Origin of the sequence: Haemophilus parainfluenzae (assembly GCF_014931375.1) — a bacterium.
In the GTDB taxonomy this organism is placed as follows: Bacteria; Pseudomonadota; Gammaproteobacteria; order Enterobacterales; family Pasteurellaceae; genus Haemophilus_D.
On sequence record NZ_CP063117.1, the window covers coordinates 84152 to 101466 of the forward strand.

Genomic DNA, 17315 nt, shown 5'->3' on the forward strand with positions numbered 1-17315 from the left:
CGTTTTATCGATTCACCAATCACTTCTTTGGTTTACTTCAAAAATGCCGCATGATAGGCAATATGCTCACCAATAAAACTGGCGATGAAGTAATAGCTATGATCGTAGCCTTTGTGGAAACGCACATCGACCGGTTGATTTGCCACACGACAGGTTTCGATAAAATCTTCGGTGCGCAATTGTGTTGGCAAAAACTCATCTTCTAAGCCCTGATCAATACGCATACCTTGCACTTTATTACCTTGTTGAATAAGCGAGCTGGCATCATATTGCTGCCATTTTTCACGATCTTCCCCTAAATAAGCAGTAAAGGCTTTTTCTCCCCAAGGCACGAGGCTTGGCGATAAAATAGGCGAAAAGGCAGAAACACTTTGATAAAGTTCTTGGTTTCGTAGTGCCAATACCAATGCACCGTGTCCGCCCATTGAATGTCCCATAATGGAACATTTGCCATTGGTAGGGAAATTTGCTTCAATCAGCCCAGGCAACTCATTCAAAATATAATCATACATTTGATAATTCGTCGCCCAAGGCTGCTCGGTCGCATTAAGATAAAAGCCCGCACCCTGCCCTAAATCGTAAGCCGCATCGTTCGGCACTTGCTCTCCGCGAGGACTGGTATCGGGCGCAACCACAATTACTTGATGTTCTGCTGCATAACGCTGGAAGCCTGATTTGGTAATGAAATTTTGTTCAGTACAAGTTAAGCCTGAAAGCCAATAAATCACACCAAGCGGTCGATTTTCCGGATTATTTGGCAAATAGACGGCAAATTTCATTTCGCATTGAAGCGTTTGGGCATCATGTGCCCAAACTTGTTGCAAACCGCCAAAAATTTGATGTTGTTCAATCAGTTTCATAGCGTACCTTAGTAATGAATAACCGTGCGGATCGATTTACCTTCGTGCATTAACTCAAAGGCTTCATTGATTTGATCGAGTGTCATTGTATGAGTCACAAACGGCTCTAACTGGATGTCACCTTTCATTGAATCTTCCACCATTTTCGGAAGTTCAGAGCGGCCTTTCACGCCACCAAATGCGGTGCCTTTCCAAACACGACCTGTGACCAACTGGAACGGACGAGTTGAAATTTCTTGTCCTGCACCCGCTACGCCGATGATAATGGATTGTCCCCAACCACGGTGTGCACTTTCTAATGCTTGACGCATTACGTTTACGTTGCCGATACATTCAAAAGTGTGATCAATACCCCATTTATTAATGTCTAACAACACATCTTTGATCGGTTTATCGTAATCGTTAGGGTTTAAACAATCCGTTGCACCAAACTGTTTTGCCAACTCGAATTTTGAGGGATTGGTATCGATAGCAATAATACGACCTGCTTTAGCTTGACGTGCACCTTGCACCACAGCTAAACCAATCGCTCCCAAGCCAAACACCGCAACAGAGTCACCTTCTTGCACTTTTGCTGTATTATGTACCGCACCAATACCTGTGGTAACGCCACAGCCAAGTAAACATACTTGTTCGTGGTTCGCTTCTGGGTTGATTTTCGCCAGTGACACTTCTGCAACAACAGAATATTCACTAAAGGTTGAACAGCCCATATAATGATAGATTGGCTGACCTTGATAAGAAAAACGCGTCGTGCCGTCCGGCATTAAACCTTTACCTTGTGTATCACGCACTGAGACGCATAAGTTGGTTTTACCTGAACGACAGAACTCACATTCACCACATTCTGCGGTGTAAAGCGGAATAACGTGATCACCTGGTTTTACGCTTAACACGCCTTCGCCCACAGCAACAACCACACCCGCACCTTCGTGCCCAAGCACTACTGGGAATACGCCTTCAGGATCACTTCCTGATAATGTAAATGCATCAGTATGGCACACGCCCGTGTGAGTGTTGCGGATTAACACTTCGCCTTTGCGTGGCATTTCTACGTCGATTTCTACAATTTGTAAAGGTTGATTTGGGGCGAATGCCACCGCTGCTCGAGATTTGATCGTTGAATTGATTTGTTTAATTTCCATTGTTTTTCCTCTTAATTCATTGACAAAATTGCCTTGCCTAAGCAAGATAGTCATAGTTTATACTTTAGAGCTCACTCTAAGGCAAGCGTTTTTTGCAACTTTTTATTTGGAAGGAAGGGAAATGACTTACACCACAGCTAAAGCTGCCGAAAAAATCGGTATTTCTGCCCACACTTTACGCTTTTACGACAAAGAGGGCTTATTGCCTAACGTTGGACGCGATGAACACGGTAATCGCCGTTTTACAGATAACGACTTGCAATGGTTGAGTTTATTACAATGCTTGAAAAATACAGGAATGAGCTTAAAAGACATCAAACGCTTCGCTGAATGCACCACTATTGGCGACGATACCATTGACGAACGCCTTGCATTATTTGAAAGCCAAACAGAAAATGTGAAGCGCCAAATTGCCGAATTAAAACGCTATCTAAACTTGCTGGAATACAAGTTAGCATTTTATCAAAAAGCCAAAGCATTAGGCTCGGTGGAAGCCGTGAATTTACCACAAATTCCTGAAACGACCTAAGTTAGACGTTGGGTCCAACTTTTTGGGTTGGTCAAAATTGACCGCACTTTTGCTCATAGATAAATAAAAAGGCATCAACGTGATGCCTTTTCAATTCATTAACATGAAAAATTAACGTTCATTCCAACGTTTGATTGATTCACGAATCACTTCTTTCGCTTCTTCTACATCGCCCCAGTGAGTCACTTTTGTTGAACCTGGTTTTTTCAATGCTTTGTAGTTATTGAAGTGGAATTCAATTTGTTTGATTAATTGCGCTGGCACATCTGCAAGGCTGTTGTATGCATTGCCGGTATCGCGGTCATCTGCTGGCACACAAACGATTTTATCGTCTACTTCGCCATCATCAACGAATTTCATCACACCGATTACTTTTGCTTCTAGGAATACACCTGTTGCAAGTGGTTGGCGAGTTAATAATAAAACGTCTAACTCATCGCCATCTTCGTCTAAAGTTTGCGGAATGAAACCATAGTTAGTTGGTTTTGCGAAGATCGCAGGCTCAACACGGTCTAATTGGAACGCTGCAACTTTACGGTTCCATTCGATTTTGTGGCAGCTCCCTTCTGGAATTTCATTTACCACATTGATAATGCCGGCATCTACATCGCCTGGCGTTAAAATTTGATTAAAATCAGCCATTGTTTTTCCTTTTTTGATTACGTTAAAAACTTTCAGAGTATAGCAGTTTTTAGCCGATAAAAAAATATGCGAAAAACATCCTCAAAACTGACCGCACTTTCCCATCCAACTTCTATAAAACAATTACGCAAACGTTTACTTTTAAATGATTTACTATAAAATAGCACATCTTTTTGATTATTAACCTAGGGGACTTTATGTCAAGTTTAGAAAAAACCTTTGAACTCAGTAAACGCGGTTCAACGGTTCGTCAAGAAATCATCGCGGGTTTAACCACCTTCTTAGCCATGGTGTATTCCGTGATTGTTGTGCCTAAAATGCTTGGTGATGCAGGCTTTCCGGCTGAATCTGTGTTTATCGCAACCTGTTTAGTCGCGGGGCTTGGATCGATCTTAATCGGCTTTTGGGCAAATGCGCCAATGGCGATCGGCTGTGCCATTTCATTAACTGCCTTCACCGCATTTAGCTTAGTGATAGGTCAACATGTTTCTATTCCTGTGGCATTAGGTGCCGTATTCCTCATGGGTTTGGTGTTCACCTTAATTTCTGCAACAGGTATTCGTTCATGGATCTTACGTAATCTACCGTCAAGTATTGCACACGGCGCGGGGATCGGGATCGGCCTATTCTTACTTTTAATCGCCGCAAATGGCGTAGGCTTAGTGGTCGGCAATCAAGCGGGTTTACCGGTTAAATTAGGCGATTTCACCTCATTCCCAGTAATGATGTCTTTAATCGGTCTTGCATTCATTATCGGTTTAGAAAAAATGAAAGTGAAAGGCGGAATTTTATGGGTCATCATCGCGATTACTATCGTAGGTTTAATCTTCGATCCAAACGTAACATTCAATGGCCAAATCTTCAAAATGCCAACCTTTGGTGAAAACTCACTTTTCTTACAATTAGATTTACAAGGTGCATTACAACCTGCTATTTTACCGATTGTTTTTGCTTTAGTGATGACTGCCGTATTTGATGCAACAGGTACTATTCGTGCTGTTGCAGGACAAGCGAACTTATTAGATAAAGACGGACAAATCATCAACGGCGGTAAAGCCTTAACCTCTGACTCTGTAAGTAGCTTATTCTCAGGTTTATTCGGTACTGCGCCAGCCGCCGTTTATATCGAATCTGCAGCAGGTACAGCCGCAGGCGGTAAAACGGGGATCACCGCTATCGTAGTCGGTGTATTGTTCTTATTAATGTTATTCTTCCAACCACTTGCATTCTTAGTGCCAGGTTATGCAACTGCACCGGCGTTAATGTATGTGGGCTTATTAATGCTAAGCAATGTGAGCAAATTAGACTTCGATGATTTCGTCGGCGCAATGAGCGGCTTAGTTTGTGCGGTATTCATCGTGCTCACCGCAAACATCGTAACGGGTATTATGCTTGGCTTTGCGGCATTAGTAATTGGACGTATCGTGAGTGGCGATGTGAAAAAACTCAACATCGGCACCATTATCATCGCTATTGTACTTGTCGCATTCTATGCTGGCGGCTGGGCGATTTAATTAAATATCATCATGACAAGGCGAACGAATAGTTCGCCTTTTTTATTTCTAGCCTAAAAAACAATCGAAAAACCAACCGCACTTTTACTTTACAAATCCCTAAATCCGCCTAAAATACAGGCCTTTAATACGGCTTGCCAAAAGCAAGCTACTGACCTGAAATCAGACAAGAGAACATTATGACAACCCCATTTAAACCTGAATTACTCTCCCCTGCGGGCTCCCTCAAAAACATGCGTTACGCCTTCGCGTATGGCGCGGATGCCGTTTATGCAGGCCAACCACGTTACAGCTTACGTGTACGCAACAATGAATTTAATCATGCCAATTTAAAAATCGGGATTGATGAAGCCCATGCACTTGGCAAAAAATTCTATGTGGTCGTAAACATTGCACCGCATAACTCCAAACTCAAAACCTTTATCAAAGATTTACAACCTGTGATCGACATGGGCCCCGATGCCTTAATTATGTCTGACCCAGGCTTAATTATGTTGGTGCGTGAAAACTTCCCGGATATTGATATTCACCTTTCTGTACAAGCAAATGCCGTAAACTGGGCAACCGTAAAATTCTGGAAACAAATGGGGTTAACTCGTGTGATTTTATCGCGCGAATTATCCATTGAAGAAATCGCTGAAATTCGCCAACATGTGCCCGATATCGAACTCGAAATTTTCGTACACGGTGCGTTGTGCATGGCATATTCTGGTCGTTGCTTGCTTTCTGGCTATATCAACAAACGTGACCCAAACCAAGGCACTTGCACGAATGCTTGTCGTTGGGAATACAAAATGGAAGAAGGCACCACGGATGAAGTGGGCAACATTGTGCCTAAAATCGATCCTGCTCAACAAATTGAAGTGAAAAATGTGGCACCAACCTTAGGCGAAGGCTCAGTAACGGATAAAGTCTTCCTTTACACAGAATCACAAAAGCCAGATGAGCAAATGACGGCGTTTGAAGATGAGCACGGCACTTACTTTATGAACTCAAAAGACCTGCGCGCAGTACAACACGTAGAAAAATTGACCGCACTTGGTGTGCATTCTTTAAAAATCGAAGGCCGTACTAAATCATTCTATTACTGCGCAAGAACCGCACAAGTTTACCGCAAAGCCATTGATGATGCGGCAGCAGGCAAACCATTTGATGAAAGCTTAATGGATACGTTGGAATCCCTTGCCCATCGTGGTTATACCGAAGGTTTCTTACGTCGCCATACGCACGATGAATACCAAAATTACGAATACGGCTACTCTATCTCTGAACGCCAACAATTTGTCGGTGAATTTACCGGTAAACGTAATGAACAAGGTATGGCTGAAGTAGCGGTGAAAAATAAATTCTTGCTTGGTGATGAGGTCGAAATGATGACACCACAAGGCAACATCGTCTTTAAGATTGAAAAAATGCTTAATCGTAAAAACGAAAATGTGGAAGCTGCACTTGGCGATGGCCACTTTGTCTTTTTAGATGTGCCACAAGACATCCAACTTGATTATGCTTTGTTAATGCGTAACTTGGTCAACACCAACACTCGCAATCCACATAATTAATTTGTTAAAAAATTGTTGCATTTGTTAAAGAATGTACTATAATACGTCCCATACCTGATTTGTTAATTCAACAACTCATAGTATGACTCCAAATATTTTGCCCTTTCACCTTTTTGAAAGGGCTTTTTTTATGTCAAAAAAACACTCCAAATCATATAAATCACTCCATTTTAAAATCAATTAACTTCATATTATTTATAAAAAAATATATAAAAAATCATTATTGACATTAAAATGAGATCAGGAGTAAATTAAGCGAAGTAATTAAAGTAATCATAAATATAAGGGATTATTTTATGTTTGCGAAACTCTCCTACTACGCCCATTCCGCCCAAGACGAACTCGGCAACCTCTTGCCTTACGAACACTGGCAAACCTTGCAAAGCCATTCGGTCAATGTTGGGGAAATAGCGGCGGAGTTTGCTCGGGTATTTGGTGCGCAGGAAATTGCCTACCAGACGGGACAACTTCACGATTTAGGGAAATATTCAGAACCCCTTAATCAGCGATTGCATGGTGGCCCATCAGTCGATCATGCTACTGCCGGAGCAAAAATTGCTGTCGAACGTTGGGGAAATGCTATCGGCAAACTGATGGCGTTTTGCATAGCTGGGCATCATGCAGGGTTGGCTAATGGATGTAGAGAAGGTGATAACCGCAGTACTTTGAAACAGCGTTTGGCGTTGCAATTTGGTACAGATATTCCCGCTCTCGATAACTTGTGGCAACAAGAAATCAAACTCCCTCAAAACCTATCCCCACCGCCACTCAAAGCCGACGCGCATCATCCTTATTTCTCCTACGCTTTTTTCACCCGAATGCTCTATTCCTGCTTGGTGGATGCTGATTATCTCGATACCGAAGCCTTTTATTTAAACCTAGAAAACAACACCGTCGAGCGCGGCGGTTATCCCGATTTAAACGCCTTACAACACAATTTCAATCAATTTATCAACGCTTTCCGACGACGTGTCGCCCAAGCTCCAGAGCAAACCGAAGCCGAAAAACGCAATGCCGCCTTAAACCGCCTGCGCAGCGAAATTCTCGATCATGCCGTAGAACAAGCGGCACAACCGCAAGGGCTGTTCACGCTCACGGTGCCTACCGGCGGAGGCAAAACTTTTACTTCTATGGCATTCGCATTGGGACACGCCAAACAGCACGGTATGCGACGTGTGATTTACGTCATTCCGTTCACCAGCATCATCGAACAAAATGCCGCCGAATTCCGCAAAGCCTTTGGCGAATTGGGTGAGCAAGCCGTGTTGGAGCATCACAGCACCTTCGACGATGACAAACTGCAAGACGAAGCCACCAAAGACAAATTGTGCCTTGCCTCGGAAAACTGGGACGCGCCGATTGTCGTGACCACCGCCGTGCAATTCTTTGAATCCCTCTTTGCCGATCGCTCCTCGCGCTGCCGCAAGCTGCACAACATCGCAGGCTCCGTCATCATCCTCGACGAAGCACAAATGCTGCCGCTTAATCTTTTGCTGCCCATCATGCAAGCCATCAAAGAATTGGCGCAAAACTACCGCTGCAGCGTCGTCATGTGCACCGCTACCCAGCCAGCCGTGCAAGCCGAAAACGGCTTCTATCGCGGCTTTGAAAACGTGCATGAAATAGCCCCAAAACCGACCGCACTTTTCGACAAACTGCGCCGCACCACCGTGCAACACATCGGCACACAAACCGACGCCGACCTGCTCGCCAAACTTACTGAACACCCGCAAATGCTCGTCATCGTCAATAACCGTCGCCACGCCCGCAGCCTGTACGACCAAGCCAAACACCTTGACGGTACGTTCCACCTGACCACCTTAATGTGCGCCAAACACCGCAGCCAAAAGCTCGATGAGATCAGAGGTCGTCTGAAAAGCGGAGAACCCTGCCGCGTTATCGCCACCTCCTTAATCGAAGCCGGCATTGATGTGGATTTTCCGCTGGTAATGCGCGCCGAAGCAGGCCTAGACAGCGTTGCCCAAGCCGCAGGACGCTGCAACCGCGAAGGCAAAAGGCCGTCTGAAAACAGCTTTGTATGGATATTCGCGCCCGAAGAACAATGGAAAGCCCCGCCCGAACTTGTTACCCAAGCCGCCGTTATGCGCCTGACCGCCGACAGCTTTTCAGACGACCTCTTATCAACCCAAGCCGTCGCCGCCTACTTCGCCGAGCTTTATCAATTAAAAGGCAGCGAACTGGACAATAAAAAAATTCTGAAAATGCACAACGATACAGGGCAAAGCCTCGATTTCCCATTCCAAACCATCGCCGACAAGTTCCGCATGATCGAAAGTCACATGCAGCCGCTGATTATTCCGTTCGATGTTGATGCTGAAAACCTCATCAGCAGCCTGCACCACGCCGACCACATCGGCGGACTCTTACGCAAACTGCAACCCTACACCGTCCAAATCCCCGAAAAAGCCCTCGCCGCTTTGTATAAAGCAGGACGTATCGAACCGATTAACGAGAAAAACTTCGGAAAACAGTTTTATACGCTGATTGGACTGGATTTGTATGATGAAGTGGCGGGGTTGAGTTGGGAGGATGTGGAGTTTTTGAAGGGGGAGAGTTTGGTGTTTTAACTCGATCTCTATTTTTAACCTAATAAAAGGAAACCGTTATGTTTATAAAAGTATTTGTTTATCTAATTTTAAAGGATTTATCGGTGATAACCATCGGATTAACTTTAAGACCCCTGATGGCACTACGCCAGGTAGTGGTTTAAATATTTTTATTGGAGAAAATAATTCAGGAAAGTCAACAATTTTTGAAGCTATAGATTTTTTACAAAATGGTACAAAAGGTGATATTGATAGAATCATAAGTAAATCCGAAGGTAATGGAATATCACGCCAAGCTTGTGTTGAGTTAACTTTTTGTGGTGATATTCAACACACTATAGAACATTTTTGCCAGCCTAATAAAAGAGCTGTATTTTCTGGGTTGCTTAGAGTTATTCAAGAACTTAAAGCTAAAAGAAGCACAGAAAATTTGGGTAGAGTAGATTTATGGGATGAAGATAAACAAGAATATACTAATCCTAGTGGTATAGATGCACCATTCAAAAAACTTTTTGAAACAAATTTTATTTGGGCTGACACAAATCCAAATGACGAAGCTGCTTTCGGTTCTACAACACTATGTGGGTTATTACTTAAAGAAATAGCCAAAGCACATGTTAACTCTACTGATTATAAAGAATTTCAAGATAGCTTTAATAAGGTGTTTAATACGTCAACATCTAGTTTGCGCCAACAAATTGCAGTTATTGAAGAAAAAGTTCAGAGTATTTTTAGTGAGCAATTTGGGCAAGCTGATATTCGTTTCAAATTTGATGAATTAAAAGTAGATTCTTTTTTTAAAAACACTTCTATCTTTATTAATGATGGCGTGGACATTCCAATGTCGGAGAAAGGTAATGGAATGCAACGTTCGGTTGCATTAGCATTACTTCAAGTTTATGCAGAAGAATCTGCACATGATGAAGAACAGGGACAGACTAAGCCATTCTATTTGTTTATTGATGAACCTGAACTTTGCTTACATCCCAAAGGGCAAACTAAATTACTTGAAGCATTATTAGAAATCTCAAGAACTAAGCAAGTATTTTTAACCACACATTCTCCATATTTTTTGGTTACTCCGTACTTAAACAATGTTGGTCTGTTTATTTTTAGAAAAGATGGAATTAGCAATATTGTAGAAGACGCTTCATTGAAGCCAATGTATCCTTGGAGCCCAACTTGGGGAGAAATTAATTTTAAAGCGTATAAATTGCCTACAGTAGAGTTGCACAATGAATTATATGGAAAATTACAACATGACAGTGGAAAATTTCGAGAAAAGGAATTTGACCAGTGGTTGCAGAGTAAGAATATTCAGTTCACTAAGCAATGGATACGAGAGAGTAATGGAGCTGCACAAGCTCCATATGGCGTAACATTGCAAACATTTATCCGTAACCATATTCATCATCCTGAAAATCGACAAAATACACTTTATACGGAAGATGAGCTTAAACAATCCATTGAGGAAATGATTGGATTGTTATAGTTGAAAGAGTAAAAAGTGCGGTCAATTTCCCCAACGTTTTCAAAACGTCGTCTGAAACCGCACTTCCCAACCAAACAAAGAAAATCCAGCTATTCGAAATTTTCGAATAACTGCCGATGACAACCAAAAGGAGAACCAAATGAACCAAATCCGCCTACATATTTGGGGCGATTATGCCTGTTTTACCCGTCCGGAGATGAAGGTGGAGCGGGTGTCTTATGATGTCATCACACCGTCGGCGGCGCGCGGGATTTTGGCGGCGGTGCATTGGAAGCCGGCGATTCGGTGGGTGATAGACCGCATTTATGTGTTGAAACCGATTCGGTTTGAGTCGGTGCGGCGCAATGAGTTGGGCGGTAAGATTTCGGCGGGTAAGGTCAGCGGCGCGATGAAGCGCAAGCGTGTTGCCGATTTATATACGCTGATTGAAGACGACCGCCAGCAGCGCGCGGCGACGGTGCTTAAAGACGTGGCTTATGTGATTGAAGCCCATGCGGTGCTGACAGCAAAAGCAGGGGCAGATGAGACCGTTACCAAGCATATCGAGATGTTCAAACGCCGTGCGAAAAAAGGGCAATGCTTCCAGCAGCCTTGTTTGGGGGTGCGTGAGTTTCCTGCCGATTTTGCGTTGATTGACGAAGGCGAACCACTGCCGCCATCAGCATTATCGGAAAGCGAGGCAAACCGCGATTTAGGCTGGATGCTGCACGATATTGATTTTGACCACGGCAACACGCCGCATTTTTTCCGCGCAGAAATGAAAGACGGCGTGATTGATGTGCCGCCGTTTTACGCCGAGGAGGTGAAAGCATGATTCTTGCGTCCCTTGCCCGCTATTACCGCCGTTTGGCAGCGGAAACCGATGAAATGGGCAATCCGAAAGTGCCGCCTTATGGCTTTAGCGAGGAGAAAATTGGCTGGATTTTGGTGTTGGATAAAGAAGGTCGTCTGAAAGATGTGATACCACATTTATCCGAAGATAAAAAACCACAGCCTAAATATATGAGTGTTCCTAAAGTTGGTGGTTCTGATAGTAATAGTATAAAACCAAAATTTTTATGGGGTAACAGCCAGTATATATTAGGCATAACTGCAAAGGAAACAAAGGATCCTAGTAGAACCACACGGTGTTATAACTCTTTCAGAAGCTATCACTTGGGTTTACTAAAAGACTCTCAAGATGAAGGTTTATTGGCACTAAGAAAATTTTTAGAAACATGGCAACCTGATATGTTTCAAAATCAGCCATGTAAAAAAGAAATGCTAGATACCAATATGGTATTTAAACTTAGTGGTACAAGTGGATATATTCATCAACGAAAAGATGCTTTAAAACTATGGATTCAAGAAATAGAGAATGAAGAAATCTCGGATGGTTTTTGCTTAATTAGTGGTGAACAATCAAAAATTGCAGAAAAACATCCTGTAATTAAAGGGGTAAATGGCGGTAAAGCAGAACAAATGATTGTATCGTTCAACAAAGAAGCCTTTGCCTCTTTCGGCAAGGAGCAAGGCGCAAATGCGCCTGTTTCCGAACAATCCGCTTTTGCCTACACCACTGCGCTGAACTATCTGTTGCGCCAACGTAATCAAGAAGCGAATAACCACTGCCTGACCATTGGCGATACCAGCACGGTCTTTTGGGCGGAAGCGGATGATAACGCCACGGCGCAGGCTGCCGAAGGCTTCTTCGCGCACGTGTTCACGCCACCGGATAATGAACAAGAAAGCGCCAAAATTTTCAACGTATTGGAACAAATCGGCAAAGGTCGTCCGCTGCAAGAAATTGCGCCCGAACTTTCTGCCAATACCCGTTTTTATATCTTAGGGCTTGCCCCCAATGCCGCACGGATTTCTGTTCGGTTTTGGCTGGACACCACGTTTGGGCAGCTGGCGGAAAATTTGGCGCAGCATTGGCAAGATTTAGCCCTTGAGCCTTGCGCATGGAAAACGCCGCCGTCTATTTGGCGACTCTTATTGCAAACTGCCGTATTGGGCAAAAGCGAAAATATCTCCCCCGTGTTGGCAGGTGAAATGACCCGCGCCGTGATTTGCGGCACGCCGTACCCCTTGAGTTTGCTGTCGCAACTGATTACCCGAATCCGCGCCGACGGCGATGTAAACAGCCTGCGCGTGGCAATGATGAAAGCCGTATTAGAGCGGCGTTTTAGAAAAGGTTTTATCGAAGAAGGAGTTCCTATGAGTTTGAACAATGAAAGCCCGAATCGCGCCTATCTTTTAGGGCGGCTGTTTGCCGTGTTGGAGCGCATTCAATATCAGGCGTTGGGCGAATTAAATGCCGGCATTGCCGACCGCTATTACGGCTCTGCATCTGCCGTGCCGTTTTCCGTTTTTCCGCGCCTTTTGTCGGGCGCAAAACACCATTTATCGCGCTTGCGTAAAGACAAAGCCGGTATGGCAGTGAATTTGGATAAAGATTTGGGCGAAATCATTGCCAAACTGCCCGAAACCTTTCCGCGCCATTTGAGCATTGACGAGCAAGGCCGCTTCGCTATCGGCTATTACCATCAAAAACAAAGCTATTTTGCTAAAAAAGAAACCGCTGAAACCATTGAAAACTAAGGAGCCAGAAAATGTCTGCCATTCAAAACCGCTATGAATTTGTTTACTTTTTTGACGTAACCAACGGCAACCCCAACGGCGACCCAGATGCGGGCAATATGCCGCGTCTTGACCCTGAATCCAGCAAAGGTTTGGTAACCGATGTCTGCCTGAAACGCAAAATCCGTAATTTTGTAGAAATCAGCAGCGAAAACGAAGCCGGTTACGAAATCTACGTCAAAGAAAAGAGCGTGTTAAACCTGCAAAACAAACGTGCTTATGAAGCGCTTGGCATTGAGCCGGAAGCCAAAAAACTGCCAAAAGACGAAGCCAAAGCCCGCGACATTACCGCTTGGATGTGCAAAAACTTCTTTGATATCCGCACCTTTGGCGCCGTGATGACCACCGAAGTCAACAGCGGACAAGTGCGCGGCCCGGTACAACTGGCGTTCGCCCAATCCATCGACCCGATTGTGCCGCTGGAAGTTTCCATCACCTGCATGGCGGTAACCAAGGAACAAGATTTGGAGAAAGAACGCACTATGGGGCGTAAATACATCGTCCCTTACGCGCTCTACCGCGTGCACGGCTTTATCTCCGCCAACCTTGCCGCCAAAACCGGTTTTTCAGACGACGACTTAGCCAAACTCTGGCAAGCCCTGACGCTGATGTTTGAACACGACCGCTCCGCCGCCCGTGGCGAAATGGCGGCGCGCAAACTGATCGTTTTCAAACACGACAGCGCACTCGGCAGCCAGCCTGCACATAAACTGTTTGATGCCGTGAAAGTCGAACGCGTAAACGGCGAATCAGGTACGCCCGCAAGCGGTTTTGGCGATTACAAAATCAGCGTAGTTTCAGACGGCCTGAATGACGTAAGCGTGGAAAAGTTACTTTAAAAAACACTTGAAAAGATGACCGCACTTTTAACCGAAACCCAAAGGGAAAATCAGGACACGCGCCTGATTCCCCTTTCCGCTTTGCAACACTACGCCTTCTGTCCGCGCCAATGCGCGCTGATTCACAACGAGCAGGCGTGGGCGGAGAATTATTTAACCGCGCAGGGCAAAGCGCTTCATGAGCGGGTGGATTCGGGCGAGCCCGAAACTCGCAAGGGCGTGCGTTTTGAGCGGACGGTGCATGTGTCTGCGGAGAAACTGGGCATCAGCGGCGTGTTGGATTTGGTGGAAGTGGACACGAAAACAGGTAGCCTGAAACCCGTGGAATACAAACGCGGCAAGCCCAAACCCGACCCGATGGATGAAATCCAGCTTTGCGCCCAAGGCTTGTGTTTGGAAGAGATGACAGGGCAAGCCGTCTCTGAGGGCGCATTGTGGTATATGCAAACCCGCCACCGCGTCCCCGTCGTGTTTTCAGACGACCTACGCGCCCAAACACGCGCCACCATCGCCGCCGTGCGCGAACTCCTAAACAGCGGCCAAACCCCGCCGCCCGACTACGGCAAACGCTGCAAAGCCTGCTCGCTGGTAGAGATTTGCCAGCCTGAGTTGTTGGGAAAACGGGATAGGAGTGTGGGGTATGTGGAGGGGTTATTTACTAATGATTAAAGGATATAAACATGAATTGCATATATTGTAGGGAAGAGAAACAAATTGATGAATTCAGCTTGGAGCATGTTGTCCCACAGTTTCTTGGTGGAAATTTTGTATCAGATAAATTTAAAACAAGAAATGTGTGCAAAAAATGTAATAACAATCTAGGACTTTTTGTTGATGCTGCATTTGAAAAAGATTGGTTGGTATTCAATCATCTAAAGAGTCAGGCGTATGCATTTTTTAATCCGAAAGCACCAACATCTCTTCCTTTGCATTACATGGGGCATAGTGTAATAAATCCACCGCATATGGTAGATGGAGAAATATGTGAGTATTGGTTAGGACCACTAGGGGAGCAAATCTTTTGGATTAGACCGGATGATGAAAAGCTATATTGGTACGCTGGAGGAAATCCGCGTACAGTTAAAAAGCAGAAAACAAGAGCATATTTTATTTTTGCTGAACGTTCTTTAAAAAATTTTGAGTTGGCATTACTGTCATTTAAAGATGCTTTTGAGGGCAAGCCTGTCAAGAAAATTATGTGTACTCGTTTAGACGAAGAAAATATTTTACCTAGAATAGGCTTTTCAAATCCTGATGACATAGATCAAGAAAGAATAGAATTCTTTTTAGAAAGTGTAAGAGGTGGAAAAGAACAGCATTGCAAATACCATAAAAACGTATTTGCTGAAAATCGATTTATTGCGAAATTAGCACTTGGAATTTTGCATTGTTTATTCAATAAGAGCAAATTTTCTAGTGAGTACATGGAAGAGCTTTATAAGGGCTTGTGGTATAGAACAGGAGATAATATCCCTAAAATTCCTGGTTCAGGGGCACTTCATGAAGGTAAAGATTTAAAAAGGTTATTAGGTGTTCCGTATGGCACGACTATATCTATTTTAAAGAGTAACAATCTATTGATTATGAATTTAAATATTGGCACAGAACTTAATTATTCTATTCAATGTGGAGAAATTGAAGAGTTAGATAGTCAAGAGGCAGAAATATTTGATCAAGGCGGATTATGTATTGTTATTTATAAACCTTTACAACGTTTTATTGAGTTGGGACTGTATGAATTTATAGCACATAAAAGTGGAGATTATATTAATGATGACTTATCTGAGATTGAAAGTATGCTCCACAATAATGAGGATTATTTTAAGAATTTATAACTGAGAGTTGGTTAGGTTATGGAGTTCCTCTTAACCCAACATACCGTCTTCAAGTAGTCTGTATGCGCCGTTATCCCCAAAGTGCGGTCAAAATCTAAGGAGTTTCCCCATGCGCAAACTGCAAAACACGCTCTACATCACTACCCAAGGCAGCTATTTGCATAAGGAGCGGGAGACGTTGGTGGTGGAGCAGGAGCGTAAAAAGGTGGCGCAGTTGCCGGTGCATTCCATCGGGCATATTTTCTGTTTTGGGAATGTGTTGGTGTCGCCGTTTTTACTGGGGTTTTGCGGTGAAAATAATGTGAATTTGGCGTTTTTTACCGAAAACGGACGTTTCTTGGGACGGCTTCAGGGACGGCAGAGTGGCAATGTGCTGCTGCGTCGGGCGCAGTATCGGGTGTCGGAGCAAAATCCCGTGCCGATTGCGCGCAATATCATTGCGGCGAAGATTCAGGCGAGTAAGCGGGTGCTTCAGCGGCAGATTCGCAATTACGGCGAGAATGCGGCGATTCAAAGTGCGGTTGATGCTTTGAATATTTCGCTGCGGCAGTTGAAGGGCGCGGCGGAGCTGGACGTAGTGCGTGGTATTGAGGGCGATGCGGCGGCGCGTTATTTCGGCGTGTTCGGGCAGCTTTTGAGCGAAAAAAGCGGCTTTACTTTTGACGGACGCAACCGCCGTCCGCCCAGAGATGGGGTGAATGCGCTGTTGTCGTTTGTGTACAGTATTTTGGGCAAGGACATCAGCGGTGCACTGCAAGGCGTGGGGCTGGATCCACAGGTAGGTTTTCTGCACGCCGACCGACCAGGGCGCGACAGTTTGGCGCAGGATATTTTGGAAGAATTCCGCTCGTGGTGGGCAGACAGGCTGGTGTTGTCGCTGATTAACCGTGGGCAAATCAAACTGCAGGATTTTATTACCGAGGCAAGCGGCGCGGTAAGCTTGAAAGCGGAGGCGCGTAAGCTACTGTTTCAAGCCTTGCAGGCGAAAAAACAGGAGAAAATCGTTCATCCGTTTTTGGACGAGGAAGTGGAAATCGGGCTGCTGCCATATATTCAAGCGATGCTTTTAGCGCGCCATCTGCGCGGGGATTTGGCGGAATACCCGCCGTTTTTGATGAGATAAACCATGTTAATGCTGATTACTTATGATATTTCTTTTGACGATCCAAACGGGCAAGCGCGATTGCGCCGTATCGCAAAACATTGCTTAGATTACGGCGTGCGCGCGCAATATTCAGTATTTGAATGTGATGTCACGCCTGACCAATGGGTCGCGTTGAAAAACAAACTGTTGGAAACCTACGATCCCACATGTGACAGTCTGCGTTTTTATCATTTAGGCAGTAAGTGGCGTAATAAAGTGGAGCATCATGGGGCAAAACCGGCAGTAGATGTATTTAAAGACGTGCTTGTCATTTAGTTCGCTAACCTGTTGTTCTCATTAAAACCCTGATGGGATAGCGATCTTTATTTTCTTTAACAATTTGGATGAATTAATTTATTTGTATAACGACAATGTGGCCGTTATACTTACCAAACTCCTTATCATAAAATCAGTTAGCGAAATACAGTGTTTAATGCACTGATTTTTCTTGTTTTTTTATGTAGGGAGCAGCCGCCTTCGGGCGGCTGTGTGTTGAAACCTTATAATATTGTCTAACTTCAGATAATGCTTTACGCAGCCGCCTTCGGGCGGCTGTGTGTTGAAACT

General features: G+C 44.4%; 15 protein-coding genes and 1 CRISPR repeat array (1 of these 16 cut by a window edge). Of the genes, 12 read left to right on the forward strand and 3 right to left on the reverse strand.

Features of this window, described 5'->3' with window-relative positions; translation table 11 throughout:
* Positions 1–32 precede the first annotated feature (32 nt).
* Both fghA and INP95_RS00405 read right to left on the reverse strand, forming a co-directional pair.
* A complete protein-coding gene (fghA, locus tag INP95_RS00400) occupies positions 33–860 on the reverse strand; it encodes an S-formylglutathione hydrolase (RefSeq protein WP_049384539.1) in 828 nt (275 codons plus the stop codon).
* 8 nt (positions 861–868) lie between these two features.
* Entirely contained in the window at positions 869–2005 is a 1137-nt protein-coding gene (locus INP95_RS00405; protein ID WP_521698342.1) for an S-(hydroxymethyl)glutathione dehydrogenase/class III alcohol dehydrogenase, read from the reverse strand.
* Between the two features lie 121 nt (positions 2006–2126).
* Between INP95_RS00405 and INP95_RS00410 the strand changes: the two genes are divergently transcribed.
* Positions 2127–2534: a MerR family transcriptional regulator gene (locus tag INP95_RS00410; RefSeq protein WP_049367164.1), complete on the forward strand. Its 408-nt coding sequence runs from the start codon at positions 2127–2129 to the stop codon at positions 2532–2534.
* 111 nt (positions 2535–2645) lie between these two features.
* Here the strand turns inward: INP95_RS00410 and INP95_RS00415 are convergent, their stop codons facing one another.
* Positions 2646–3176, reverse strand: coding sequence for an inorganic diphosphatase (locus INP95_RS00415; protein WP_005695476.1), 531 nt, complete (start codon positions 3174–3176; stop codon positions 2646–2648).
* 197 nt (positions 3177–3373) lie between these two features.
* Between INP95_RS00415 and INP95_RS00420 the strand changes: the two genes are divergently transcribed.
* The 11 genes from INP95_RS00420 (at position 3374) to cas2 (ending at position 17024) form a co-directional block, all read left to right on the forward strand.
* Positions 3374–4690 carry an NCS2 family permease gene (locus INP95_RS00420; protein ID WP_197560676.1) on the forward strand — a complete coding sequence of 439 codons (1317 nt, stop codon included), beginning with the start codon at positions 3374–3376 and terminating at the stop codon, positions 4688–4690.
* A 179-nt stretch (positions 4691–4869) separates the two neighbouring features.
* Entirely contained in the window at positions 4870–6249 is a 1380-nt protein-coding gene (gene trhP, locus INP95_RS00425; RefSeq protein WP_178160863.1) for a prephenate-dependent tRNA uridine(34) hydroxylase TrhP, read from the forward strand.
* Between the two features lie 296 nt (positions 6250–6545).
* Positions 6546–8837, forward strand: a complete 2292-nt coding sequence (gene cas3 / locus INP95_RS00430; RefSeq protein ID WP_197560677.1) for a CRISPR-associated helicase Cas3' — start codon at positions 6546–6548, stop codon at positions 8835–8837.
* A gap of 52 nt (positions 8838–8889) precedes the next feature.
* Positions 8890–10308 carry an ATP-dependent nuclease gene (locus tag INP95_RS00435; RefSeq protein ID WP_269475390.1) on the forward strand — a complete coding sequence of 473 codons (1419 nt, stop codon included), beginning with the start codon at positions 8890–8892 and terminating at the stop codon, positions 10306–10308.
* Between the two features lie 139 nt (positions 10309–10447).
* Entirely contained in the window at positions 10448–11122 is a 675-nt protein-coding gene (gene cas5c / locus INP95_RS00440) for a type I-C CRISPR-associated protein Cas5c (protein ID WP_197560678.1), read from the forward strand.
* Positions 11119–12891, forward strand: a complete 1773-nt coding sequence (cas8c, locus tag INP95_RS00445) for a type I-C CRISPR-associated protein Cas8c/Csd1 (protein WP_197560679.1) — start codon at positions 11119–11121, stop codon at positions 12889–12891. The genes cas5c and cas8c overlap by 4 nt, the downstream gene beginning before the upstream one ends.
* 11 nt (positions 12892–12902) lie before the next feature.
* Complete coding sequence (cas7c, locus tag INP95_RS00450; protein WP_197560680.1) at positions 12903–13769, forward strand: type I-C CRISPR-associated protein Cas7/Csd2; 867 nt, start codon at positions 12903–12905, stop codon at positions 13767–13769.
* 15 nt (positions 13770–13784) lie between these two features.
* Entirely contained in the window at positions 13785–14438 is a 654-nt protein-coding gene (gene cas4, locus INP95_RS00455; RefSeq protein WP_197560681.1) for a CRISPR-associated protein Cas4, read from the forward strand.
* A gap of 11 nt (positions 14439–14449) precedes the next feature.
* A complete protein-coding gene (locus tag INP95_RS00460; RefSeq protein WP_197560682.1) occupies positions 14450–15604 on the forward strand; it encodes an HNH endonuclease in 1155 nt (384 codons plus the stop codon).
* Between the two features lie 109 nt (positions 15605–15713).
* A complete protein-coding gene (gene cas1c, locus INP95_RS00465; RefSeq protein ID WP_197560683.1) occupies positions 15714–16727 on the forward strand; it encodes a type I-C CRISPR-associated endonuclease Cas1c in 1014 nt (337 codons plus the stop codon).
* A 3-nt stretch (positions 16728–16730) separates the two neighbouring features.
* Entirely contained in the window at positions 16731–17024 is a 294-nt protein-coding gene (gene cas2, locus INP95_RS00470; protein WP_005635213.1) for a CRISPR-associated endonuclease Cas2, read from the forward strand.
* A gap of 191 nt (positions 17025–17215) precedes the next feature.
* A CRISPR array of direct repeats spans positions 17216–17315; the repeat unit is 32 nt; unit sequence GCAGCCGCCTTCGGGCGGCTGTGTGTTGAAAC (it continues 731 nt past the right edge of the window).

Bases quoted from the DNA above. Each gene is read 5' to 3' on its own strand.
- cas8c (WP_197560679.1), top strand. From the start codon at position 11,119: ATGATTCTTGCGTCCCTTGCCCGCTATTACCGCCGTTTGGCAGCGGAA.
- cas4 (WP_197560681.1), top strand. From the start codon at position 13,785: ATGACCGCACTTTTAACCGAAACCCAAAGGGAAAATCAGGACACGCGC.
- INP95_RS00415 (WP_005695476.1), bottom strand. From the start codon at position 3,176: ATGGCTGATTTTAATCAAATTTTAACGCCAGGCGATGTAGATGCCGGC.
- cas3 (WP_197560677.1), top strand. From the start codon at position 6,546: ATGTTTGCGAAACTCTCCTACTACGCCCATTCCGCCCAAGACGAACTC.
- cas5c (WP_197560678.1), top strand. From the start codon at position 10,448: ATGAACCAAATCCGCCTACATATTTGGGGCGATTATGCCTGTTTTACC.
- INP95_RS00410 (WP_049367164.1), top strand. From the start codon at position 2,127: ATGACTTACACCACAGCTAAAGCTGCCGAAAAAATCGGTATTTCTGCC.
- cas2 (WP_005635213.1), top strand. From the start codon at position 16,731: ATGTTAATGCTGATTACTTATGATATTTCTTTTGACGATCCAAACGGG.
- fghA (WP_049384539.1), bottom strand. From the start codon at position 860: ATGAAACTGATTGAACAACATCAAATTTTTGGCGGTTTGCAACAAGTT.
- trhP (WP_178160863.1), top strand. From the start codon at position 4,870: ATGACAACCCCATTTAAACCTGAATTACTCTCCCCTGCGGGCTCCCTC.
- INP95_RS00460 (WP_197560682.1), top strand. From the start codon at position 14,450: ATGAATTGCATATATTGTAGGGAAGAGAAACAAATTGATGAATTCAGC.
- INP95_RS00420 (WP_197560676.1), top strand. From the start codon at position 3,374: ATGTCAAGTTTAGAAAAAACCTTTGAACTCAGTAAACGCGGTTCAACG.
- cas7c (WP_197560680.1), top strand. From the start codon at position 12,903: ATGTCTGCCATTCAAAACCGCTATGAATTTGTTTACTTTTTTGACGTA.
- cas1c (WP_197560683.1), top strand. From the start codon at position 15,714: ATGCGCAAACTGCAAAACACGCTCTACATCACTACCCAAGGCAGCTAT.
- INP95_RS00405 (WP_521698342.1), bottom strand. From the start codon at position 2,005: ATGGAAATTAAACAAATCAATTCAACGATCAAATCTCGAGCAGCGGTG.